This window comes from Alcanivorax sp., from assembly GCF_051117345.1.
In the GTDB taxonomy this organism is placed as follows: Bacteria; Pseudomonadota; Gammaproteobacteria; order Pseudomonadales; family Alcanivoracaceae; genus Alcanivorax.
This window is the reverse complement of record NZ_JBNPEC010000161.1, coordinates 1-22,816: the sequence shown is the minus strand read 5'-3', so window position 1 is coordinate 22,816 and position 22,816 is coordinate 1. Positions and strand designations below refer to the sequence as shown.

21 protein-coding genes are annotated in these 22,816 nt (G+C 56.5%); 10 read left to right on the top strand and 11 right to left on the bottom strand.

Translation table 11 applies throughout. The annotated features are described in order from the left end of the window. Positions 1 to 53: 53 nt before the first annotated feature. Positions 54 to 2,402: a helicase-related protein gene (locus ACFE0K_RS10700; RefSeq protein ID WP_434536052.1), complete on the top strand. Its 2,349-nt coding sequence runs from the start codon at positions 54 to 56 to the stop codon at positions 2,400 to 2,402. Between the two features lie 168 nt (positions 2,403 to 2,570). Here the strand turns inward: ACFE0K_RS10700 and ACFE0K_RS10695 are convergent, their stop codons facing one another. Together ACFE0K_RS10695 and ACFE0K_RS10690 are read right to left on the bottom strand one after the other, a co-directional pair. Continuing rightward, on the bottom strand, positions 2,571 to 3,749 hold the full coding sequence (locus ACFE0K_RS10695; RefSeq protein WP_434536051.1) for an OmpA family protein: 1,179 nt from the start codon (positions 3,747 to 3,749) through the stop codon (positions 2,571 to 2,573). 56 nt (positions 3,750 to 3,805) lie between these two features. After that, positions 3,806 to 6,088 carry a choice-of-anchor F family protein gene (locus ACFE0K_RS10690; RefSeq protein ID WP_434536050.1) on the bottom strand — a complete coding sequence of 761 codons (2,283 nt, stop codon included), beginning with the start codon at positions 6,086 to 6,088 and terminating at the stop codon, positions 3,806 to 3,808. 453 nt (positions 6,089 to 6,541) lie between these two features. On the opposite strand from ACFE0K_RS10690, the gene ACFE0K_RS10685 reads away from it, so the two are divergent. Beyond that, positions 6,542 to 7,825, top strand: a complete 1,284-nt coding sequence (locus tag ACFE0K_RS10685; protein WP_434536049.1) for a pyridoxal phosphate-dependent aminotransferase — start codon at positions 6,542 to 6,544, stop codon at positions 7,823 to 7,825. Between the two features lie 186 nt (positions 7,826 to 8,011). On the opposite strand, the gene ACFE0K_RS10680 is transcribed toward ACFE0K_RS10685, so the two are convergent. Further along, positions 8,012 to 9,283, bottom strand: coding sequence for an ABC1 kinase family protein (locus ACFE0K_RS10680; protein ID WP_434536048.1), 1,272 nt, complete (start codon positions 9,281 to 9,283; stop codon positions 8,012 to 8,014). A gap of 144 nt (positions 9,284 to 9,427) precedes the next feature. Then, positions 9,428 to 10,195 (bottom strand): outer membrane protein, encoded by a 768-nt coding sequence (locus ACFE0K_RS10675; RefSeq protein WP_434536047.1) that lies wholly within the window; start codon positions 10,193 to 10,195, stop codon positions 9,428 to 9,430. A gap of 254 nt (positions 10,196 to 10,449) precedes the next feature. On the opposite strand from ACFE0K_RS10675, the gene katG reads away from it, so the two are divergent. Together katG and ACFE0K_RS10665 are read left to right on the top strand one after the other, a co-directional pair. Continuing rightward, the gene (gene katG, locus ACFE0K_RS10670) at positions 10,450 to 12,618 is read left to right on the top strand and encodes a catalase/peroxidase HPI (RefSeq protein ID WP_434536046.1); all 2,169 of its coding nucleotides are present in this window, start codon (positions 10,450 to 10,452) and stop codon (positions 12,616 to 12,618) included. 232 nt (positions 12,619 to 12,850) lie between these two features. Continuing rightward, positions 12,851 to 13,426: an NUDIX hydrolase gene (locus tag ACFE0K_RS10665; protein WP_434536045.1), complete on the top strand. Its 576-nt coding sequence runs from the start codon at positions 12,851 to 12,853 to the stop codon at positions 13,424 to 13,426. A 97-nt stretch (positions 13,427 to 13,523) separates the two neighbouring features. Here the strand turns inward: ACFE0K_RS10665 and ACFE0K_RS10660 are convergent, their stop codons facing one another. Then, a complete protein-coding gene (locus tag ACFE0K_RS10660; protein ID WP_035245969.1) occupies positions 13,524 to 13,730 on the bottom strand; it encodes a cold-shock protein in 207 nt (68 codons plus the stop codon). A 274-nt stretch (positions 13,731 to 14,004) separates the two neighbouring features. Here ACFE0K_RS10660 and ACFE0K_RS10655 point away from each other — a divergent pair, with 274 nt between their 5' ends. The 3 genes from ACFE0K_RS10655 (at position 14,005) to ACFE0K_RS10645 (ending at position 15,981) form a co-directional block, all read left to right on the top strand. Continuing rightward, a complete protein-coding gene (locus ACFE0K_RS10655) occupies positions 14,005 to 14,607 on the top strand; it encodes a lysophospholipid acyltransferase family protein (protein ID WP_434536044.1) in 603 nt (200 codons plus the stop codon). Between the two features lie 138 nt (positions 14,608 to 14,745). Continuing rightward, entirely contained in the window at positions 14,746 to 15,474 is a 729-nt protein-coding gene (locus tag ACFE0K_RS10650; protein ID WP_434536043.1) for a hypothetical protein, read from the top strand. A 72-nt stretch (positions 15,475 to 15,546) separates the two neighbouring features. Beyond that, positions 15,547 to 15,981 carry a tetratricopeptide repeat protein gene (locus ACFE0K_RS10645; RefSeq protein ID WP_434536042.1) on the top strand — a complete coding sequence of 145 codons (435 nt, stop codon included), beginning with the start codon at positions 15,547 to 15,549 and terminating at the stop codon, positions 15,979 to 15,981. Positions 15,982 to 16,041: 60 nt separating this feature from the next. On the opposite strand, the gene ACFE0K_RS10640 is transcribed toward ACFE0K_RS10645, so the two are convergent. From ACFE0K_RS10640 to ACFE0K_RS10630, 3 genes are all read right to left on the bottom strand, one after another. Further along, complete coding sequence (locus ACFE0K_RS10640; protein ID WP_434536041.1) at positions 16,042 to 16,611, bottom strand: DUF6691 family protein; 570 nt, start codon at positions 16,609 to 16,611, stop codon at positions 16,042 to 16,044. Next, positions 16,602 to 17,177, bottom strand: coding sequence for a YeeE/YedE thiosulfate transporter family protein (locus ACFE0K_RS10635; protein ID WP_434536040.1), 576 nt, complete (start codon positions 17,175 to 17,177; stop codon positions 16,602 to 16,604). The genes ACFE0K_RS10640 and ACFE0K_RS10635 overlap by 10 nt, the downstream gene beginning before the upstream one ends. Before the next feature lie 166 nt (positions 17,178 to 17,343). Continuing rightward, complete coding sequence (locus ACFE0K_RS10630; protein WP_434536039.1) at positions 17,344 to 17,997, bottom strand: peroxiredoxin; 654 nt, start codon at positions 17,995 to 17,997, stop codon at positions 17,344 to 17,346. 438 nt (positions 17,998 to 18,435) lie between these two features. Between ACFE0K_RS10630 and ACFE0K_RS10625 the strand changes: the two genes are divergently transcribed. The 3 genes from ACFE0K_RS10625 (at position 18,436) to ACFE0K_RS10615 (ending at position 20,317) form a co-directional block, all read left to right on the top strand. Then, entirely contained in the window at positions 18,436 to 19,413 is a 978-nt protein-coding gene (locus tag ACFE0K_RS10625; RefSeq protein WP_434536038.1) for a zinc-binding alcohol dehydrogenase family protein, read from the top strand. Between the two features lie 113 nt (positions 19,414 to 19,526). Then, entirely contained in the window at positions 19,527 to 19,727 is a 201-nt protein-coding gene (locus ACFE0K_RS10620) for a hypothetical protein (protein WP_434536037.1), read from the top strand. Between the two features lie 305 nt (positions 19,728 to 20,032). Next, positions 20,033 to 20,317, top strand: a complete 285-nt coding sequence (locus tag ACFE0K_RS10615; RefSeq protein ID WP_434536036.1) for a hypothetical protein — start codon at positions 20,033 to 20,035, stop codon at positions 20,315 to 20,317. A gap of 107 nt (positions 20,318 to 20,424) precedes the next feature. On the opposite strand, the gene ACFE0K_RS10610 is transcribed toward ACFE0K_RS10615, so the two are convergent. From ACFE0K_RS10610 to ACFE0K_RS10600, 3 genes are all read right to left on the bottom strand, one after another. Further along, positions 20,425 to 20,916: a hypothetical protein gene (locus ACFE0K_RS10610; protein WP_434536035.1), complete on the bottom strand. Its 492-nt coding sequence runs from the start codon at positions 20,914 to 20,916 to the stop codon at positions 20,425 to 20,427. 230 nt (positions 20,917 to 21,146) lie between these two features. Beyond that, positions 21,147 to 21,911, bottom strand: a complete 765-nt coding sequence (locus ACFE0K_RS10605; protein WP_434536034.1) for an HIRAN domain-containing protein — start codon at positions 21,909 to 21,911, stop codon at positions 21,147 to 21,149. Beyond that, the coding region (locus tag ACFE0K_RS10600; protein WP_434536033.1) for a HipA domain-containing protein at positions 21,908 to 22,816 on the bottom strand (909 nt) is incomplete at its 5' end. The genes ACFE0K_RS10605 and ACFE0K_RS10600, both read right to left, overlap by 4 nt.

The following is a 22,816-nucleotide window of genomic DNA, read 5'->3' as shown; positions in this document are numbered from 1 at the left end:
CTGCGCCAGGCCCCTTACCATCGCGGTTTGATTCAGGGCGGATAGCAGGGGCCATGACAGATCACGATTCGCTTCCCATTGATGGACTGAAAACCCAGGTTGACGCGGCGTTGGCCTGTGGCTCCATAGTGGTTTCAGCGGCCACAGGCTCAGGCAAGTCTACTCGCCTGCCGGTGTGGGCCGGGGCGCTGGGTCCCGTGTTGGTGGTTGAGCCGCGCCGCGTGGCTTGCACTGCACTGGCCACTTTTCTGGCGTCTTGCCGTCACGAACACGTGGGTCAGTCTGTGGGCTACGCGATCCGTTTTGACCAGGCATTCAATGAAGACACCCATATCGTTTTCGTAACGCCAGGCATTGCTCTGCGCTGGTTGCAGGAAGGTCAGTTGGCGCGTTTTGCCACTATCATGCTGGATGAATTTCACGAGCGTCGCTGGGATACCGACCTACTGCTGGCCCTGCTGCGTGAGCAGGGGAAATGTCGCTTGATTGTCACCTCGGCGACTCTGGATGGTGACCGCCTGTCGCGCTATATGGATGCCCCACACTTGATGTCTGAGGGGCGTGGTTTTCCGGTGAGGGAAAACTACCTCGCCGGCAACGACCGGCAGATGCCATCGCGCCATGATCTGGCCAACCGTGTGCACAAAGCGGTTAGCGCAGGGCTGGCAGACACAAACGGTGATGTACTGGTGTTCATGCCCGGTCGCGGTGAAATCCAGCAGGTCGTATCCGTGCTCAAGGGGTTGGAGGCGGATGTCATCCCCTTGCATGCGGGGGTGCCGGCGGCCGAGCAGCAACGCGCCCTGCAGCCTGGTGCCCGTCGTCGCATCATCGTTGCCACCAATGTGGCGGAAACGTCCGTTACCATTCCCGGTGTCACCCTGGTGGTGGACAGCGGTATGGAGCGCCGAACTCATCAGCGTAATGGGCGAACGGTGCTTTCCCTGCAACCCATCTCCCGGGCCAGCGCCGATCAGCGAAAGGGGCGTGCCGGGCGAACCGCGCCGGGAAGAGTCATTCGCTTGTGGGGTCGAAATGCTCCACTGGAGGAGCGCACCCCACCGGAAATCCAGCGCGAGGAGCTGGTGGACCTGGTGCTGGCGTCGGCCTGTGTCGGCATACCGGTGGATACGTTGGGTTTTCCCGATCCCCTACCTCCTGCCACACGGCAGCGGGCTCTGGATCAGCTCGCTGCCCTGTCCGCCGTGGATGAAAAGGGGCTGGCTACGGCACGTGGCCTTGCCCTGTCGGCCCTGCCGGTGGATACCTTCTTTGCCCACCTGATCATGGCCATGCCTGACGCTGACGCTAAAGGCTGCATGGTGGATCTGGCGGCGGCTCTCAGCGTCTGGCGTCGGCCGGTGACGTTGCCACGCGGTGAGGAAGGGCGGCAGGTCATGGCTGCCTGGCAGCCACAGCCCTGCGACGCCACGCCCCTGATACAGGCAGTCCGCCAACGACCGCCCCGGGAACTGCAGCCGAATCTGGCAGCAAGGGATGAAGCGCGCAAGCTGGCAACACAGATGCGTAGGACTCTGGGTCTGCCGGAGATACCGGATTCGTTGCCCAAGTCTCTGTCGGTCGTCTGGGGAGCGGCCGCCCGGGTGGCCCCGGATGCCGTATTTGTGCGGCGGGAAAAACGCAAGCGCCGTGAGGCCATGGGTAACGGAGTCAGTGAACTATGGATCGGTGATGACTCCCGCCTTGACGATGGTGTGGAAGCCGCTCTTGTGCTGGATAGCCACAGCGTCCCCGGTCGCGGCACCCGCGAGACCTTCACTGCCGCCACCTGCCTGGCGCCATTATCATTGTCGGTGTTGGTAAGCCATGGGCTGGCCGAACCCCGGGTCGGTCCGGTCCGGCAGCATAATGGTGAGCCGGTGGCCACCCGGGAATGGTGTTATGCCGGCCGGGTGATTCACACTGAGGTGGCGGAGCCGGAAGGAGCGGCTGCCCGTCAGGTCCTGGCCCGGCTGATTCTGTCAGGGGAGTGTCTTCATCCCGCCGGTGGGCTGCTGCTGGACGATCTGGAAGCCTGGCGGTTGTATGTGGACCTGGAGGAAGGTGAGGGGGAGGTGCCGGAAGCAGAGGCCTGGCTGCTGAAGAAACTGGCAAGCCTGGGTGTGGAGCGGATGGAAGACAGGGTGCTTCTTGAGGCGGATGACCTGCGTTTTCCGGGGATACCCGACTGGGTACGGGAACGATTCGATGACAAGTATCCACGCCGGGTAAACCTGAGTGATCTGAAACTTCGCATCCACTACAAGGTACCGGTGCGCCAGGTTATTGCCGAATATGTCAGTGGTGGCCGAAAGGGTGATCCCAAGCGGTGGGAGCTGCCTGCCTGGTCGGGATGGAAGGTGAAATATCGCAAGGCCAGCCGTCTCGTGGATGTACGATGAGGCCTATGCTGCAGGTGGGTGCGCGCGTGATAAGTTCGTGCACCTTAAGCATTCAGAAAAGTGAATTTTCCGCAGCGGGTTCCGTTTCCCTGGGGCCAAGGAATCACGACCTTTCAGGGAGCGGAGCCCGACTGGGAAACTATGTGAAGGCTTTGTCGGCAGTTTGTCTCAGTCGCCAGAACCGGCATCACCAGTAGTGGCATAAACTCTTACGCGACGGTTGTTCTGCCTGCCTTCAGGCGTATCATTTGTATCCACAGGCATGCTCTCGCCAAAGCCTTCAGTCTTAATTCGGTCAGCCTCGATAGCATAATATTCCACGAGATAGTGCTTCACCGTCATCGCACGTTGCTCGGAAAGATCCTGGTTGGCTACTTCAGGGCCAGTGCAATCGCAGTGGCCTTCAACATAGGCCGTGGCTGTCGGGTTCTGTTCAAGAAACAGGGCCAGTTTTCGGAAGATGACTCGCTGCGCCTGATCAATATCATTGCTGCCTTTGGCAAAATGCACTGTGGCATCGAAGGAGTCCGGCTTGATCACGGGTGTGGACACAGTCACCGGGGCCATAACAGGAACCTCCACAATTTTTGTGATGGTCTCTGTGCGAGGTTTCTTGAAATGGTAAGTTGCAGCCACATCAATACCATGGTCTCCCCGGTTTTGGTATTCCAGGTTGATGTCCCATTTGTCATGCACATGGAAGTTCACACCCACCATGCCGCCCATGCTGGATTTAACTTCGATGGTCTCTCTGATGTTTAGCGTGCCAACTGTTCCGGCTATATCTGCGCTGCTGTCCTGGTAGAAAATGCCACCATAGACATCAAAAGACGGGTAGTTATTTTGTAGCATGGTGCCGGCCAGAAAATCCCTAAGGCCGTCAGCTTCAATGGCATAATCTGTTGTCAGGATTCTTCCAGAAAAATCGTAATCGGCATGATTGGTATATTGCAGAAAGGCACCAACATCGAATTGCTCTGACTCATAAAGCCGCCCCTTCAGTTGCATGCCAAAGAAGGTGTCTCTCAAGTCTGATTCCAGCTCCAGGGAGTCCTGGTCAGGGTCGTTGGAGATATCTTCATAACCATAGATGCCCGACAGCAACCAGCCTGGATAAAACTGATAGTTCAGGCGTAGATAGGGTGCATCACGGGCAATATCTTCCATGGCGTTGTCGGCCAGAGAGTCATCAAAACCTTCGAAGTCACTGCGTTGATAGTAATAGCCCACGTCGACGGAGACTTTGCCATCGTTATCCCTGGTGCTGGGCAACGAACCAATGCCGGTTGCAGATGCCGGTGAGCTTATGAGAGCTATGCAAGGCAACAAAGCCAGTATTTTTTTCATGTTGAATACACCATTTCCTGAATGGGGGGCTGAAGTTAATGATCGTTGCCTTGATATCAACATGTCTGGTGTTCCCTTTTGCCGTTATTATTTCGGCGTCGAACAAAGAGCAGGCCTGCCAGAGGTAGAATCAGTACTCCCAGCGATCCGCCATTTGAGGATGAATCCATGTATGAAGCGCTATCGAAAGGATCGATAACAGGCTCGTCTACGCGGACGGTAATCAGGGCGGAATTTGAAACCTTGCCATCGACGATCACGGTATAGGTGAACCTGTCGGAGCCAGAGAAGTCATCGCCAGGTGTGTAGGTGATGCTGTTGTCTGTTCCCACAACCGCCGAACCGTTAAGCGGAGGATTGTTAATGCTGACGGTGATGGTGATGGGGGAGCCCTTGTTCATATCATCATTTGCCAGCACATCCAGCGTTACCGGAGTCTCCTGGAATGTCACTGCAAAATCATTATTGGCAATGGGCGCATCCGGTATTGGAGCCGCCTGGATATTAAGGGTCACGGTTGCGGTGTTGGACTCATTGCCGCCAACTGCAGTGATGCTGTATTCGAAAGTGTCGACCCCATAAAAATCCACGTCACCGGTATAGATGATGGTGTTTTCCAGAGCAGGATCAGAGCCGGAGTACACCTCGGCCGTGCCGTTGGCAGGCGCGGACAGGATATTCACCGAGGTAAGATCTGCAGGCTCAATAGGCCTCACATTCATGTCGGCAATCTTGAATAGATCATTGCCGAGAACATTGATCGCTTCGGTAATGTTTTCTTCCGTAGTTCTGACATCGTTGATAGCAATGGGCGTGCTGTCGTTGCCGGGCAAATAATCGGCCAGACTCGGAGCATTGCTTACCAGCGGAGTGGATGGATCCATGTCATCGTCAATCATCCAGTCAGGCACTTCCGTACCGGCAACATCGCCGATGACCTGGGAAACCGAGTTTGCCGTGACCCGCAAGGTGATGGAATCCAGTTTCAGTTCACCACTTTCATCCATCAGTTTTTCACCAATGAAGATGAAAATATCAGTATTCAGGCCTGATAAATCATCGCTCAGGAAGCTGTCAAAACGGATTATCTGTTCGCCGGCAGCTTCGCCCAGTTCCAGGCCCAAAAGTTGCCCTGCCCACTGTTCCAACAGGTTGTCCGGAATGATGGTGTAGTTGTCCGGTGTGGTGGCGGGATCGCCGTCTACCCCGGCACGACCAGAGCGCCAGTTGGTACCGTCCCAGATGGCGTGTATTTTTTCAGACTCTCCGCCAACATCATTGGTGTGATATTCCCCGATAGCAGTTGGCAGCAGTGAGTCAGGCAGCATGTAACCCAGCATGTTGCCTGGCAAGGCCACGCCCTGGGTGCCGGCCACATCGAAATAGTTTGGCGTGATGGAGCCAACTCGACCATCAACAATGGTGAGGCCGCTGTCGATGATAGAGCTTTTTTCAATTCCAGCCGTCGGGAACTGAGGCGGCAGGAATCCCGCAGCCTGATGGTCCAGGAATCCGGGCTCAAACCGGTCACGACTACCGTCATCAAACATTTTTGGTGAAAAAGTGGCAAAACGAAGAGGGTTCCAGACCCTGATGTCCGGTGCGCCGGTTTCCCCTTCGAGAAACTCACGAGGTACCATTGTGAGCATTTCAAACGAAACACCGTCGTCTTCATAGTTCAGGGGCTGGAACTCATTGCCCAGGCCGGTGCCTATTTCGAATTTGAAGCTGGCGATGCGTTCATCTGTGTTGTTGATGATTTTCTGGATGACACGATAGATGCGGCCAATATCGTATGTGCTTCTGAACGCAGCCAGTTCCTCGCCGCCATCAGTGGCAGGATCCTTGATGCCTTTGTAGCGGATGTCCTTGATGCCGAGATTGAAGACCAGATCCACCGGCACATCACTTTCCGTCAACTCAAAGAAATACCGTTTGGAGCTTCCCTCCTCGTCACTACAGGTCTTGGGCAGTACAACCCCAAACTCTTCACTTTGCAGCTCGCCGGACGCCATGATGCAGTTATTGGTGGGGAAGTCGAAATCATCGGTTACAACCTGCAGGCCCGGTGCGCGACCACTACCGTTATCCAGTTCCCAGTAAATAGCGGCAACGCTGTCGATACCAGGGTCATCCTTTGCGGCAGCGGACTGATACACATGGCTCTTGGCTGTCGCACCGGTCATGCCATCAATGGTATGGATATTGATATCGCTCCAACCGGTTAGTTGTGGAACGGGCAAATCAACGTAGGTGTTTGGCTCAGTGATGGGCTCAGCGGCAAAGCCATTTGGGCTGGCCAGGGCGGCAGCAAGAGCTGTGGCTATCAATCTTTTCATGAGGCAGGCTCGGCAGGGTGCATTTGGAGGTAACCTAGTATTGGTTATAAACATATAGCCCTCACGCATACTGATCTGTATCAATAAACCCTGGGGAAATGATCATAGGGAACCTCTGAATAACTCCTTGCATGCTCAGTCTTTCAGGCTGGCTCGCAATCTAGGCGCGATTTTGAAGGTGTATGTCCATCCATCGAAAAAGCGCAACAACGAGTGCGGGTCAGCCTGAAAGACCCGTAGGGCGAGGCCTGAAGGGCCCATCTGCTGTTCTTTGTCGCTAGGAAAGGAAGCCACCCTGCCCGTCGCGACAAAACACAACAGCTGCACCCTTCAGGCCACGCTGAGTACGCAAGGAGTTATTCAGAGGTTCCCCAGGCCGTTTCTTGTGGCTCCTTTGCCATGTTCTGCCCTGTGTTTTAGTGTCAAAGGTAGAATTGTTAGTGGGGAAGTCGCATGCCGTTCCAGCCCGATGTACACCTCAACCTGAATGTCCGTGGCATGGGGGTCTCTGCCACCCTGGCTATCAATGAGCGCAGCAATGCCCTGCGCCAGCAGGGGCGGCAGGTCTACAAGCTGGGCCTGGGGCAGTCACCGTTTCCGGTGCCTGCCTCGGTGGTGGCGGCGTTGCGGGAGTTTGCCGGCGAGAAGGATTATCTGCCGGTCAAAGGGCTGCCGGCGCTGCAGGAGGCCATTGCCAGCCATCTGGACCGTGAGCACGATGTGGCCTTCCGGGGCGAAGACATCATGATCGGGCCGGGCTCCAAGGAGCTCATGTTCATCCTGCAACTGGTCTACTACGGCGACCTGGTGATCCCCACGCCGAGCTGGGTGTCCTATGCGCCCCAAGCCAGCATCATCGGCCGTCGAGTGCACTGGGTGCCCACCCATAGGCACAATAACTGGAAGCTCAGTGCCAAGAGTCTGGATGCTCTGTGTCAGCGTGACCCGGGCCGTCCCCGGCTTGTGATTCTCAACTATCCGGCCAACCCCCATGGTTACACGTTCACCGACGACGAGCTGCGTGATATTGCTGAGGTGGCGCGCTATCACCGGCTGATTCTGCTCAGTGACGAAATCTACGGGCGCACCCGCTACGACGGGCAGCACCGCTCCATTGCCCGCTATTATCCGGAAGGCACTATCATCAGTGATGGCCTGAGCAAGTGGTGTGGTGCTGGCGGGTGGCGACTGGGCGCCTTTGCCTTTCCTCCCAATCTGTCCTGGCTGCGCGATGCCATGGCCACCGTGGCCAGCGAAACCTATACCTCGGTGGCGGCGCCGATCCAGCATGCGGCCGTGAGTGCCTTTCAGGGCGGTGCCGACATTGACGACTACCTGTTTCAGTCCCGGCGTATTTTGAAAGGGCTGGCGCGTTATCAGGTGGAAGCCTATCAGCAGGCCGGGCTGGATCTTGCCATGCCAGACGGCGCCTTTTACCTGTTCCCGGATTTCAGTCCGTTGGCGGAGCGCTTGCACCAGCGGGAGATTCACGACAGCACCGCCCTGTGCGAAACCTTGCTGGAAGACACCGGCGTTGCCACCCTTCCCGGGGAAGCCTTCGGGCGCCCGGCCGGGGAGCTGACCTTGCGTCAGGCGTTTGTGGATTTCGATGGCCAGGCGGCGCTGGCGGGGGCGGCAACGGTGCCGGCGGAGCAATCCCTCGGTGATGATTTCCTGCGGCAGTATTGTGGCAACTGCACCACGGCCATGGACCGTATCGTGGACTGGCTGGCGTAGCGATTTTCTTTTCGTTGGAGCTATGCTTGCATGGCGAACTGCCGAAGGCGATCAGTGCAAACAGGTTCGCCATGCAAGTATAGCTCTTACAAAAAACCATCCGGTATATATGGCAACGGGAGAGGCGGATCATCGGTGCGGGATCAGGAATCAGCACTGCCTCTGAGTGCCGGCATCATCCTCGGGCTATCGGCCGCCAACACCACCCCAGGAAAAAGGAATCTGATAGCGGGTCATCAGCCCGCCCACGGTGATCAGCACCCGCACCATGGCCACGAACGAGTCCGGCATTACCAAACGCAGGCGGCGGAATTCGTCCAGCAGGGTGCTCAGGCTGTCCGCCAGGGTGGCCTCGGTATCCTGGCGGGCGGAGACCAGTGCCGCCGACAGTTTTTCCAGCCGCTCTTCGGTGAGCCCGCCAAAACCGGCGGCTTCGAACAGGGGGAGCAACGGCCCGTCGCCCATGCCCAGCAAGCGCATCAACAATGCGGTGTAGTGCTGACGATCCTCGGCGGCCACATATTCCACGGCGCCGAAATCCAATATTGCCAGATCGCCGTCCGGGGTGACGATAAAGTTGCCCGGGTGCGGGTCCGCATGGAACAGACCGAACTCCAGCACCTGCTGCATCATGCTGGCCTGTAGACGCTCCAGCAGTGGCAGGGCCTGCTCTTCGTCCTCACGCAACAGCGTGGAAAGGCTCTTGCCTTCGATCCACTCCGTTACCAGCATCTGCGTACTGCACAGGGTCGGGTAGACCCGCGGCACCTTGATGCCGGGCAGATGTGGCAGCTCGCTGAAATCCCGCATGTGGGCCATTTCCAGGCGGAAATCCAGTTCCCGTTCGGTGGTGGTGATCAACTGGTTGATGATCTGCTCCACATCCACTTCACGCAGCAGTGGTTTCAGCGCCTTGGCCAGCAGCCGCAGGGCGGCGGCATCTTCGGAGAACTCCTGACTGACCCGGGGTTGCTGCAGCTTCACGGCCACTTCGGCGCCGGATTTGAGGGTGGCGTTATGCACCTGGGCGATGGAGGCGGCGGCCATGGGGATGATATTGAAAGCGCTGAAGGCGTCCGCCCAGTCGTGGCCGAGTTGGGCTTTCAGCCAGGGCTGGATGTCATCGAAATGGGCTTTCGGCGCGTTTTCGCGGAGCTGGGCAAAGGCATCGATATAGGGCGCGGGCAGCAGGTCCGGGCGGCAACTGAGAAACTGGGCAAACTTGATCCAGGCGCCACCATTGTCGCGGAACAGGGTGGCAAGGCTGGCCGCCACTTCCTCATGGAGGGGCTGAAGAGCTTGCTCATCACCACTACCGAGCACCTTGCGATGTTTCCACACCACCTTCTGCAGGCCGGCGGCGGTGGCCAGTACCCGCTTGTAGCGGCCACGGGCGTTCCACAGCATGCGGGTGGTTTCACCGAGGGTCTGGGGCTGGTCGGGCGTGGTCGATTCCATGGGGATCCCTGTGCCAATGCGATATTGGCAGCATAGCAAAGGTGCTCTGACTATGTGCGAAATCAGGGAAGGCAGAAGAGACGGGCCCCGTCCTGATTAATGGAGGGGCCCATGCCGCTGCTAGAAAGCAGCGAGGAGAGAGGTTTAGAACTTGTAGGCGGCACCAAGCTCAAGGGTTTGCCGGACGACTTCAATCGTCGCATCAGCCCCGAAACTTGAACCGCTCTGGGCGGGAATGGCAGTGAAGTCGAAATCACCATAATCGGCATATCGGTACTCTGCTCTCAGCACCAAGTTATCTGACAGAAAATGTTCCGCCCCGATACCCAGCGCCCAGCCGTTCATACGCTCGTCATCACTGAAACGCTGTAGCCCGTCAGCCGGGTTACAGACGTTGGTGTCGGCAGGGCAGGTGCTGGTCGTTTCGACTTCAAGCTGGGATACGCCAAGGCTGCTGTACACCATGGTGTTGTGATGCAGCATGTAACCGCCGCGAAGGCTAAGGCCCAGCGCCAGGTCGTCAGTCTCGACTTCAGAAAAACTGGTCGGGTTGGAGTTGGGGTCTCCCAGCCCGGGGATACGATTGCGGATCTCGTCGCTGGCATCGCTCTTCACTGCCGAGAATTCAGCGCCCAGAACCCATTTCCCCTGTCCAACTACCCAGTTATAACCGGTAAAAAGGCCATAGCTGGCATCAGAGTCATCCAGTGATTCGGTGGTATCAGAAAACGGCGCGACAGGATTGCCGTTGGGCTCTAGGGTTCGATCGGTTTTCCAGTCCATATCCGTGGTCTGGTAACCGAGCGTTGCGCCAGCGTAAAAACCGCCAGGGCTGGTCTCAGCCTGAGCAGGTGTTGCCAGAGTGGTAATTGAAAGCGCGCCGATCATGGCAAGATAATGTTGTTTTTTCATTGGTCCCTTTCCCTGTTGGTCATTCAGTTGTCATCTTAGTACATATGCCACTATTTTTGTAATGTCCGGATATGACGGGTCATATCGGTATTCGGATCAGGTAAAGCCAGTGTGACGTGATATTGACGCCTGCGCCGCCATTTTTAATAAAAGCTATCGCCGTGTTTGGCAAACTAAACTGGCCAATCCCGCATCAAAAGGACTACAACAGAATAACAAATACGCCGAACCCACCGACAAGGAAGGAGAGCGCTATGACAGAGAGTAAATGTCCCATCAACCACGCGGCAGGTGGGGGGACGACCAACCAGGATTGGTGGCCTAATCAGCTGCGTCTGGACCTGCTCAATCAGCATTCCGCCAAATCCAATCCCATGGGCGAGGATTTCGATTACGCCAAAGCATTCAGCAGTCTTGATCTCGATGCAGTGAAGAAAGACCTGGACGCGCTCATGACAGATTCCCAGGACTGGTGGCCGGCGGATTTCGGTCACTACGGTGGTCTGTTTATCCGTATGGCCTGGCACAGTGCCGGCACCTACCGCATCGGCGATGGCCGGGGCGGCGGTGGCCGTGGTCAACAGCGTTTCGCACCGCTGAACAGCTGGCCGGACAACGTGAACCTGGACAAGGCCCGTCGCCTGCTGTGGCCGATCAAACAGAAATATGGCCGCAATATTTCCTGGGCGGACCTGATGATCCTCGCCGGTAACGTGGCCCTGGAATCCATGGGCTTCAAGACTTTCGGTTTTGCCGGTGGCCGGGAAGACACCTGGGAGCCGGACAACGACGTGTATTGGGGGGCCGAGCAGGGCTGGCTGGATGGCGACAAGCGTTACTCCGGCAAGCGCGACCTGGAAAATCCCCTCGCGGCAGTACAGATGGGCCTGATCTATGTGAACCCGGAAGGCCCGGACGGTAACCCGGACCCGAAGGCCGCGGCCCATGACATCCGCGAAACCTTTGCGCGTATGGCGATGGACGACGAGGAAACCGTAGCGCTGATCGCCGGTGGCCATACCTTCGGCAAGGCCCACGGTGCGGGTGATCCAGAGAAAATCGGCCCCGACCCGGAAGCGGCAAGCCTGGCGGAACAGGGCATGGGCTGGCGCAACCCGGTGGGCACAGGCAAGGGGGACGACACCATGGGTGGCGGCCCGGAAGTGACCTGGAGCCAGACGCCGACCCAGTGGAGTAACTACTTCTTCGACAACCTGTTTGGCTATGAGTGGGAGCTGACCACCAGCCCGGCGGGCGCCAAGCAGTGGGCGGCCAAGGACGCAGACGAGGTTATTCCCTATGCTCAGGACAAGAGCAAAAAGCACAAGCCGATGATGCTGACCACGGACTTGTCGCTGCGTTTTGATCCGGATTACGAAAAGATTTCCCGGCGCTTTTATGAAAACCCGGAGGAATTTGCCGACGTGTTTGCTCGCGCCTGGTTCAAGCTAACCCACCGTGACATGGGCCCCCGTGATCGCTACCTGGGCCCGGAAGTGCCCAAGGAAGAGCTGATCTGGCAGGACCCGGTACCGCCGGTGGATCACGAGCTGGTCAACGACCAGGACATTGCCGCACTCAAGAGCAAGATTTTGGAAAGTGGCCTGTCCGTGGCTGAGCTGGTATCCACCGCCTGGGCGTCTGCTTCCACCTTCCGCGGTGGTGACAAGCGTGGCGGTGCCAACGGTGCCCGCCTTCGTCTGGCCCCGCAGAAGGACTGGGAGGTGAACCAGCCGCAGCAGCTGGCCAAGGTGCTGAAGACCCTGGAAGGCATTCAGAGCGACTTCAATAGCGGCAGCAAGAAGGTGTCGCTGGCGGACCTGATCGTGCTCGCGGGCGGCGTTGGTATCGAGAAGGCGGCGAAGGATGCCGGGCATAGCATCACCGTGCCTTTCGCCCCTGGCCGCACCGATGCCTCTGAAGCGCAGACCGATGTAGCCTCCTTCGAGCCCATGGAGCCGGCGGCAGATGGCTTCCGCAACTACCAGAAAGGCCCGTTCAGCATCGGCGCGGAACATCTGCTGGTGGATCGGGCGCAATTGCTCACCCTGACGGCGCCGGAGATGACCGCACTGGTGGGAGGCTTGCGAGTGCTGGGCGCCAACCATGACGGTGGCCAGCACGGTGTCTTCACCGACAAGCCGGGCACCCTGAGCAACGACTTTTTCGTCAACCTGCTCGATATGGGCACGGAGTGGAAAGCCACCTCCAGCGATGAAGAAGCGTTCGAAGGCCGTGATCGCGACAGCGGCAAGGTGAAGTGGACCGGCACCCGGGTGGATCTGGTGTTCGGCTCCAACTCGGTGCTGCGCGCCCTGGCCGAAGTGTATGCCTGTGCCGATGGCCAGGAGAAACTGGTCAACGACTTCGTGGCTGCCTGGACCAAGGTGATGGAGCTGGATCGTTTTGATCTGAAGCAGTAATCCATCGCTTGTCAGTCAAAACGGTGCGCTGGAAACAGCGCACCGTTTTTTTATGTCTGCTTGTCAGAAAAAGACGGCCATCCGCGGTTTCTGAATGGGGGGCGGCAAACGGTAGGAGCGTCGCTGGCGGCGCGATGCGACACGGTGCCAATCGCGCCGCCAGCGGCGCTCCTGGAACAAGCCGGGATTCCTGATGTTATTCTTCGGGGAGTCATTGCTATCGAGAGCTGTCATGCCATCCCTGAGCTGGCTACAAAAGTACCGCCCTCACAAGCTGCCGTTCCGGCGCCACGTCACCCGGGCTTCGGTGGCGCTGATCTACCGTGGGCCCCGTGCGCGCGATGGGGAGTTGTTCTTTATCCAGCGGGCCCGCCGCGATGGCGACCCCTGGTCCGGGGATATGGCATTTCCCGGCGGACGCCTGGAGCGCAGCGATACCTCCAGTCGGCACACCGCCATGCGCGAAACCCTGGAAGAAACCGGGCTCGATCTGTTTCGTCAGGGGGACTATCAGGCGCGGCTGTCAGATCTGCTCACTCGCCACCACAGCCGCTGGAGCCCCATGGTGGTAACGCCCCACGTGTTTGCCTGGCGGGGTGACAACGCCATGTCACTGAATCATGAAGCGCAACGAGGAATCTGGATTCCCCTCGATTACCTGAGCAATCCGGCACACCGTTCCACGCTGCAGATCCGCACGCCGGTGGGCAAAATGACGTTTCCCTGTTGCCGTTACCAGGGCTACTGCATCTGGGGGTTGAGTTACAGCATGCTGCAGGAGTTTCTGAGAAAGCGAGGGGAAGGATAAGGCGGGGGGGGCGTGTGCGGGGCGGATCAGCCTGAAAGCCACATAAAAAAGGGCGCTTCCCGAAGGAAGCGCCCTTTTTTGTTACCGGAACGATCGCTTACAGAGCGACGATGTTCTCAGCCTGAGGACCTTTCTGACCTTGAGTCATGGTGAACTCAACTTGCTGGCCTTCAGCCAGGGTCTTGAAGCCAGAGCCGGTGATGGCGCTGAAATGTGCGAACACATCCGGACCACCTTCCTGCTCGATAAAACCAAAACCTTTAGCTTCGTTGAACCACTTAACGGTACCTTTCACTGTAGACATAATACTAATCCTGAAAATAATGATGTTTCGCCGGTTAAGGCTTGTGTAGCTGAAAAATGGAAACTTGGACTTGTGGACTGCAGGACGAGTTATACGAATAAAACAGCGAAATGTAGTACTTGATTCAAGCGTGATTTTTTAGCTATTGGTTACGTTACAGAGGTCGCCAGCCCCTGTCCAGCTAAATTTCACTACCAACCGTCGGATCGGGTGACAGCTGCCGGAGCAGGGCGGTAATCCGATATACTCCCGCTTTGCCATAGCGGAGCACCTAATGAGTCACCACACGGATGGCCGCAAACGCCGAGTTCCCCTGGGCCAGCGGGTCGCCCAGACCCTGTTGCGCCTGACCGGCTGGCGGGCGGGGCCCTTCCCTGACATCGACCGGGCCGTGATCGCCGGCGGCCCGCATACCTCCAACTGGGATGGCGTGCTGGCCCTGGTCAGCCGCTCGGCGTTGCAGCAGGACGTGAACGTGATGATCAAGCACAGCCTGTTCAAGGGCCCGCTGGGCTGGCTGCTGCGCAAGCTCGGCGCCATGCCCATCGAACGCGGCAAGGCCGGCGGCATGGTCGAGCAGACCGTGGCGCAATTCCGCCAGCGCGACAAACTGCTCATCGCCGTCACCCCGGAAGGCACCCGCAGCAACGCGGAGCAATGGAAACTGGGCTTCTACCACATCGCCAAACAGGCCAACGTGCCGATCATCCTGGCCCTGGCGGACTACAAGGCGAAGACCTTCTCCTTCCCGGTGGTGATTTACCCCAGCGACGATATGGAAGCCGACCTGCAGAAGATCTATGCCCACTTCGCCAGCGCCACCCCGAAGCACCCGAGCAAGCTGTCCGGGCCGGTGCGGGAGCATTACGGTAAGTAGAAGGCTGAGTGCGTGCGATCAATCCGGGAGCGGGGCCTGCCTATGAGTGGGCAATTAAATGCTTATTCGGTAAATTGACTCAGCCGCAATCCGTTGTGATTGCATTAGGGATAGAAGAACAACCAAGGGATGTATCGCATGAAAATCCTCCCAGCGGCCGCCGTACTGGCCGGTCTGGCCGTGCTTCTCGGCGCCTGTGGCCCTGATAGCAGTCAGCCCGTTTCATCGGCCGACAGTGATTCCGCCGTCGTGACAGGTGATCTTTCGTGGGAAGAATTCGGTCGCCTCTCCTATGAAGACCAGGTTCATCGGGCGTCGGCGATCCTGGTTATTCGATACGACATTGATAGTCAGGGGAATGTCACTCCCGTTGTCACCCACTGTAAGAGCCGGCTTGGTAGCGATCGGCCTCCCTTTCAGGTGGGCGATACCTATATGAATTCAGACCAGAAATATTTTATTGAAACGCTGGAGGGAGAACTGCGTCATCTAGGCGAAGGTGCTGTGCTGCTCTTTCAGGGGGATCCCCCGCAGCAAAGAGGCAGCCGTATCATTCGCGAGGGCGCTGTTTCCGGAACGGAACCTGTCCCCGTAGAGGCTATCCTGGCAGGGTTTGATGGGGCGCCTATTGCCAATGGTGACCCTGCCGAGGTTCTGACTCTGGAGCCGGACTTTGAAAAGGGTGAGACCATCTCCACACGAACCACGGTGAATGAAGAAGAAAAAGAGATTCTTGTGGGTATTCTGGAATCCCATGGCTTGCGTTATGAGGTGGCGCCTCAAGGGGCTGATTTTGTGGTCGGCTGGATTGGTAGCGACGAGGCCATTGATGCAGTGTTTGAAGAATTTATAGATAAATGCCTTTAATCCGGCAGGTTGTCGTGAAAGGAATTGGACCAATTTCTGGTCAATGCCCTCTTTTAATTTTGAGTTGGAATAATGATTAACACCAAAATATACAAGGCCGTTTATAGCTTGGCTGAAAATCTGATGGAAGCTGCGAGAAAAGACGACCAAGCCGAGTTCGATTCGTTTTATGGGCAACTGAAGGCCATTTGTACCGAAAACGAAAACACAGATAAAGATCACCCCGAGCAGTGGGAAACGCTGGCTGACTTCACCGAAGACCTGGAGGCCGCGCTTGAGGTGTACGAAAAAGCTATGGGCAAGGCGCTGGCTATCAACGCCAAAGACCATCTCTCATCGATCGGCCTTTCCATGGCCAAATTGCAGGTAGACCTGGGGCAGAATGAGGCTGCGATCAAGAGTCTTGAGAGTGCACAAGTGAGTGCGAACAAGATTGAGGATAAACAGCTTAAGGCGGAAATTGATCAGTTGCTTGAGAGTTTGGTAGCGGGGCAGGAAGAACAGTAAGGGGCACGGGGCAAGGCCAAGACCTGCCACCGGTTCCCCCTGCGTCATTACGGGTGTCGTCTATTTTCCCTTATGCAGCCTGCGCAGCCGCATGGGCAGGGCGGCGGACAGCCCGACCAGGACGATGGCGATCAGTACGGCGATCTGTGCGCCGCTACCGGTAACCAGGGCCGGGTAGACGCCGGTGTCAGCCAGGGTGCTCTTGCCGCCCAGCAGGCTTGCGAACAGCATCGTATCTTTCAGGCTGGCGTAGCTCACCATGAACAGGGCCGCGCCCACCAGTCCACCGGCAAGAAAGGCCAGGGCGTCACGCCGTCCGCTGCCGGCGGCCACCAGCCCGGTGCCCGGGCAGAAGCCGGCGGTCGCCCAGCCCGCACCCAGCAGCAGGCCGCCGACCAGTACGCCGGTGTAGCTTGCCTTGATGCTCAGGTGACTGCTGTCGATGAGGCCTGTCGCCATGCCGGTAAATAACAGCCCGGACGACACCCCCACGGCGCACAGAATGGTTTTCATCAGGTGCAGATCAGTGAGCCGCAGCATACCGATGATCTTGTCCGGATCCGCCGCGCCGATACGCTGCAGCACGAAGCCGAACGCGGTGCCCAGAACGATGGCCAGTATCAGTTCCATGATCCGCCCTCCCGGCGATAGAGCAGCATGGCGGTGGGGATGGCGGTGGCAAAGGCCGCCGCGGCGAACAGGTAGCCGCTGATGGCGGTTTGCATCATGCCGCTCATCATGTGGCCACTGGTGCAGCCACCCGCGAGGCGGGCCCCCCATAGAACCAGAATCCCGCTGCCGAATGCCAGCAGATAGCGCTGCATCGGGTGTGGGCCGAACTGTTGCTCATGAAAGTCGGGAATCTGGCGGATTTTCGGCGCCTTGCCGGCCCGCTGGAACAGACGCCCCAGGAAGCCACCCAGGACCATGCTCAGAACAAAGACAAAGCTGTAGTTGAGTGGATTGGCCGCGGCCTTGGCGTATTTGCCCCCGGACTTGTCCAGGTAGGCGTTACTGCTGGCATAGCCGGAGCTGCTGTTACTATCGGTTACCACCAGTGCGGGGTTGAACCAGTCCGCCACCATGGCATCCAGAATCACGAATTGGGTGGACACACCGATGGGTTTCACCAGTGCCACCGCCAACAGAAAGGTCAGCCCGAGAATCGGACCGCCCACTTTCCAGTTCCAGTACATGTCAGCCTCCTGGCTACGTTGCCATTACAGGAGAAGAGAAATACCCATTGGCCCAGTTGGCGCTCCGCAAGCACAGGGTGTGTTGATCTGAATCAATGAAGGGGTATGAATGCGCCCTGTAGGTAGCTGTCGGCCAGTTCCCGGGAGGGGGCTGGCCGGCAGTGGTTCACAGGGAGCGGGTGCAGAAGTAGAAGTCCGAGCACTCGTAATCGCCGGATTCCATTCGAGCATTGGCGGCAGCGGCGGTTTTTGCCGGAGGCACGATAACCTTGTCGCCGGGTTGCCAGCCTTCCGGTGTGGCCACGCCATTTTCGTCACTGGTCTGCAGGGCATCCAGCAGGCGCAGGAACTCGGGAATGGAGCGGCCATTGCTCATCGGGTAGTAGACCATGGCACGCAGAATGCCATCGGGATCAATCATGAAGGTGGCCCGCACCGCTGACGTATCCGCCGCCCCGGGGTGGATCATGCCGTAGGCATTGGCCACGTTCATTTTCAGATCTTCGATGATGGGGAAGGGAATCTCCACGCCGAAGTTCTGCTTGATGTTACGCATCCAGGCGATATGGGAATGGATGCTGTCGATAGACAACCCCAGCAGTTCGCAATTGCGCTTGGCGAATTCAGGGGCAGCCTGGGCAAACGCCATGAACTCAGTGGTGCAGACCGGAGTGAAGTCCGCCGGGTGGGAAAACAGGATCAGCCACTTGCCGCGATAATCCGCCAGGGATTTTTCGCCGTCGGTGGTCAGGGCCGTGAAGTCGGGGGCCGGTTCGTTGAGATGGGGCATGCCGGTTTGCCTGGGGGTTTCTGCGTCCATGTTTGATGCTCCTTGTCCGTGATCAGTTATGTCATTGGTGGTTTCCCTTTTTCTGTCTTTCAGGCGCCGGAGCCGGACAGCTTCCCGGCGTGTCGTGTCTTGATCAGGGAAAGGAGAAACTCAGCGATTACAGTTGACGCCTGTTACCGGAAAGGCATGTTGATCTGCATCAAGAGATGGTGTGCATGGTGGACGACTGGCTGAAAGGGTGAGCGGGTTCGAGAGGCGAATTCGCTGGATTGACGGGCGGTGCGCTGAGTGTGGGTGTCCCCTCTTCGCGGAGAGGCTATCCTGGCGGGGTTTGATGGGGAGGCTATTGCCAATGGTGACCCTGCCGAGGTTCTGACTCTGGAGCCGGACTGTGAAAAGGGCGAGACTGGCTCCACAGGCTACCTTCGCAGTAGCAATGGATAGGGCAGACGCAACATCAAGGAGTGAATGATGAAAGCCTGGGTGATTCATGAGGCCGGTGGGCCCGAACAGTTTCAGCTTGAAGATCTTGATACCCCTGAACCTCGAGCGGGGTGGTCGCTTATCCGTGTTCGCGCCTTCGGCCTGAACCGGTCGGAATGGTTCACGCGCATCGGCGAATCCCCGACGGTCCGTTTTCCCCGTGTACTCGGCATCGAATGTGTGGGCGAAATTGTCGACGCGGGAGGTCTGGAGCTGTCACCGGGCGCCAAGGTCGCGGCCATCATGGGGGGCATGGGCAGGCGGTTCGATGGTTCCTATGCGGAATATGTGCTGGTGCCCCATGAATGTGTTTTCCCGGTACGCACTACACTGCCCTGGGAAACCCTGGCAGCGCTGCCGGAAATGCTACAGACCACCCATGGTTCCCTTCATGTCGGGCTCGAGATTGACCGTGCCGAATCGCTGCTGATTCGCGGCGGTACCTCATCCATCGGCATGGCCGCCCTGGCACTGGCCAAGCAGGCCGGGTTAACCGTGGGTGCGACCACGCGCAACCCGGAAAAAGCAGAGGTCCTCCGTGCCGCTGGCGCCGACGAAGTGTGGATCGATGATGGCGACATTCACTCACAGATTGCCGCCCAGCGCGCGGCGCCCTATGACCGGGTGCTGGAGCTGATTGGTGCCACCACCCTGCTGGATTCCCTGCGCTGTGTTGGGCAAGGGGGAATTGTCTGCATGACTGGCATCCTGGGCGGTGAATGGGTGCTCAACGACTTTCACCCCATGGGTGATATCCCAACCGCCGTAAAGCTGACCTCCTACAGTGGCGGAGCGGCAGATTTATCCCGGGAGCAACTGCAGCGCTATATCGATGCCGTGGAAAGTGGCATGCTGCAAATAACAACCGGGCCCCGCTTTGCGTTCGAGGAACTCGTGGAGGCCCATCGGCTGATGGATGCCAACCAGGCAGGAGGCAAGACCGTGGTGCGTGGTTGCGAATGACCTCAAGGTGAAAGAATAGCCAAAAGGAGCCTGCAGCATCCGGCTCCTTTTTCTGTCTGTGCGACCAGATCTGCCGTATCGGCGTTTCGGGCCATCAGCGGTGATGCTGGTCTGTGTTGCTTGTCGTCTATTCCCACTCCGGGGTTGTCTACAGCTGCCTCAGCCACGGCGGCCAGAACTTCCAGTGCCAACTCAATCGCGCCCGCCAGGAACTGACGCAAAGCTCTCTGAGTGACCCGTCCCTGTTTCTGATCGAGATCACCATGCTGTTGGGGTCTGCGCAGCAGAGTGCGTTTAATGAGGCATTCAGATAGAGGGAGGGGCTATCGCCGGGTGTGTGGTGGGAAAGAGTGCGGTGCGTGTCCCCAATTTCCGAGGCCTCGCTGGACAAGGGTGCGAACAAGATTGAGGATAAGCAACTCAAAGCGGAAATTGATGAGTTGCTTGGGAGTTTGTTGGTGGGGCAGGAGGAGAAATAAGGGGCGCAACGAGTCTGAGCTCGGCTCCCCGATCAGTGCGCGAAAGTGATGGGGTTTGGGAGATATGAATCTCGGCATACTGTGAAACCCAAGCGGGTGTCTGGCCCTGGTTCGCGTTTCTTAATTAATTGGGTGGCATAGTGAATACTTTTTTTGCTCTTGTAGTGGTCGGCGCATTATTCATGGTTTGTATTTTCGGGTTGAGTTGGTGGCTAACTAGCAAAGCCTGGATGGATAATGAAAAGTCTGCATCCATTTTTTCAGCAGGTTTGTCTTCTTTTGTTTTTATGTTAATGCCTGTCCTGGTAGACGGACCGATCCGTAATAAATATTACGAGAGAGTTGATGATTATTATTTCTACATTGGTCCATTCGTCTTTTTTATCGCGATGCTGTGGGTTTCTTGCTTTGTGGGCGATGAGTAGCACAGGAGTACGGCTGGACTCACCAACACTTGGCAGGTTCTCCGCTCTCTCCTGTAGTGTGCTCAATGGAAATGGGAGGTCCGACCCCGGTTTCCCTCAGTGATTGTCTAATTACTGCACGCCCTGTCTTCCCGCCGGGTCTTTGTTCGCGGTCGCCATATCTGTACGCCGCCCGGAACCAGGTATTCAGAGACGGTTTTAAACCAGAGTAGCCCCTGGATGTTGCCGTTGAGCCTGATCTTTCCCTGGCGCATGCCGACAAAAAACAGCCTCTGATCGTCCAGCAGCTGGATCAGGGTGGTTGCCCCATAGTCGGCGTCCTTGAAACTCACGGAAATATGGCAGCGCTCGCGCAGGCCGGCACCGCTGCGAACGCGATTGGGACTGAAATGGAACCAGCGAGCGATGCGCCCGTCTTGGGTGCGCCACACCATCATGATGTTGCGCCGTTGCAGCTCCTTGCGAAAAGCCGGGTCCCGCCATGCCAGCCAGCGCAGACGCAGGGCGACAAACAGCAGGATAAGGCGAAAGGCCAGGCGATGTTTTCTCCTGGCCAGCCATGCATGGGAGCGGGTGGTGAGTCGCGGGGCTGGAGGCATTCTTGTTCTGTGGGCTTGTTGTGGTGAGCGAACCTTAGCAGTTGGAGCGAGCGGGGGCACGTGTGAATTAAGAAGGTCAGCAGGAGACCGTAAGCAGTTGGTTCCTGTGGAGTGCCTCTCTGGTAAGTTATGCGTGCCCCTATCGCCTATCATCGATCTAACGCGGAAATCGGCGGGGAGCACGCAAAGCGTTCGATAAGTGCTCTTTGATAAGTTTCCGGTTTTTCGTTTTAAGTTTGCGGGTGCCCCTTCTTGATTCTCTTTATCTCAGATACAGCTAAGTACTCGTGGGACATGTTAGGGATGAAGTCCGTTGGCCACTCGGTTTTAAAAGTACATAAAAGTTTGTATTGATAAGGTGCGCTAGGATTAACTTTTTTAATAGAAAAAATCTTTTCTCTGATTTCATTATGATTGATAAGATAGCTGATATCGCTACTCAAGTACCTTGGGCAGTAGCCAATTTTCATGCCTTTTTCACTATCGAACAAGGCTACGGCATTTTTGTCATAAGGATGCGACTCTAGTTTGTACCCAATTTTTGTTTCTGTGTTCAAAGTTTGAATGTTGTTCCTCTCGGATTCAGAAAGGTGGCTGATTCCATTGCATAAAAAATCAATACGATATTCCGATAGGCTATGTTTCTGAGGGTGCGGAATAACTCTGAAGTTATCAGTGGATCTTTCTGCGCCGGTAATGGATAGAATATCAATGGCGCTTTCTTCATCGTCAATATCCAGCCATTCAAGAATGTTTTTATATTCGGCCCTGTTCTTGTTGACAAGCCTGTTTCTGAAGAAGGGGAAGATTTCCTCTGATTCATAGACTTTATTGATATCATCTAGGTGAGAGAATTTTTTAAATCTAGGGTTTTCAACTGCGCCTAGGGTGTAATTCAGACGGTAAACATTCCTGATGTCGTCGTAGGTTAGTTTGGCAACGGGGTGCCAGCACCTTGTGATTTTATCTTGCCATGCGATGAAAACAGATTTCATTTCAAATCCTTGGCTAGGGCAGCAATTCTATTGCTGTTCTCAACGATGATGGAAAGTGAAAAACTTTTTTCTGGATCGGACATTATCTCACTTGGCACCTTATCAAAAATTTCCTTTAGCTTGTCGAATTCGATGTCTTGCAAAGCTTTCGACCAAGCTGAAAGAGCTTTAGGGCTGCGTCTCGAGAAGTCTCCAAGTGCTTCGATGGTTTTTAGTCGCTTTCCCGATTTGTCGTAGAGCTGAGACTTTGCTTTATTGACATATGTAGAAACCATCTGCCCTTTGTCTTTGGTATTTAGTCGAGATATTCGGTTTTCATCGGACTCATTTCTTCCCATTGATGCCGCATGATCAAAGCTAGGGCTTAAATGCAGTGTTTCTTCTTCTGTACTTACGATTCCCCAGTTTTCCTCATGCCTGTCTTGATTGGATATTAGGCAATCAAGAACGAGGTATCCACAAAAGAAGTCTGCGGCAGTTTTGATGTTGGGTAATGAGTTCCAGCCAGCAGGTTTCAAAACGTTCATCGTTTCTAGAGCTGCATGTATCCGTCCTGCCGTATGGTAATTTTTACGTTCTTCAATTTTTCCGCCTTTCCCTTTGCTATATTTGGTTATGAACTCATTTGCAAAAACAAGGGTTTCGTTTTCTCGAATAAAGTTTTTGGAGATAATCCCGCTTCTTCCATGATGAGTTGCAAGATGAATTTCAGGTGCGGGAATTTTAAGTAATAAACAAATCTCATAGGCGCATTTTTCGGCCCAGTTCTCTCCGGGCCGGATAATTAACTCTCCAGAGGAGTTAATGGTTTCGTTAGATTTGAATAACCAGTTTGTGCCTTTTTCATCTTCATACCAAAACTTTGATTTTGTTCCCATTTGTTCAATGTTCGCTGGCTCATGATG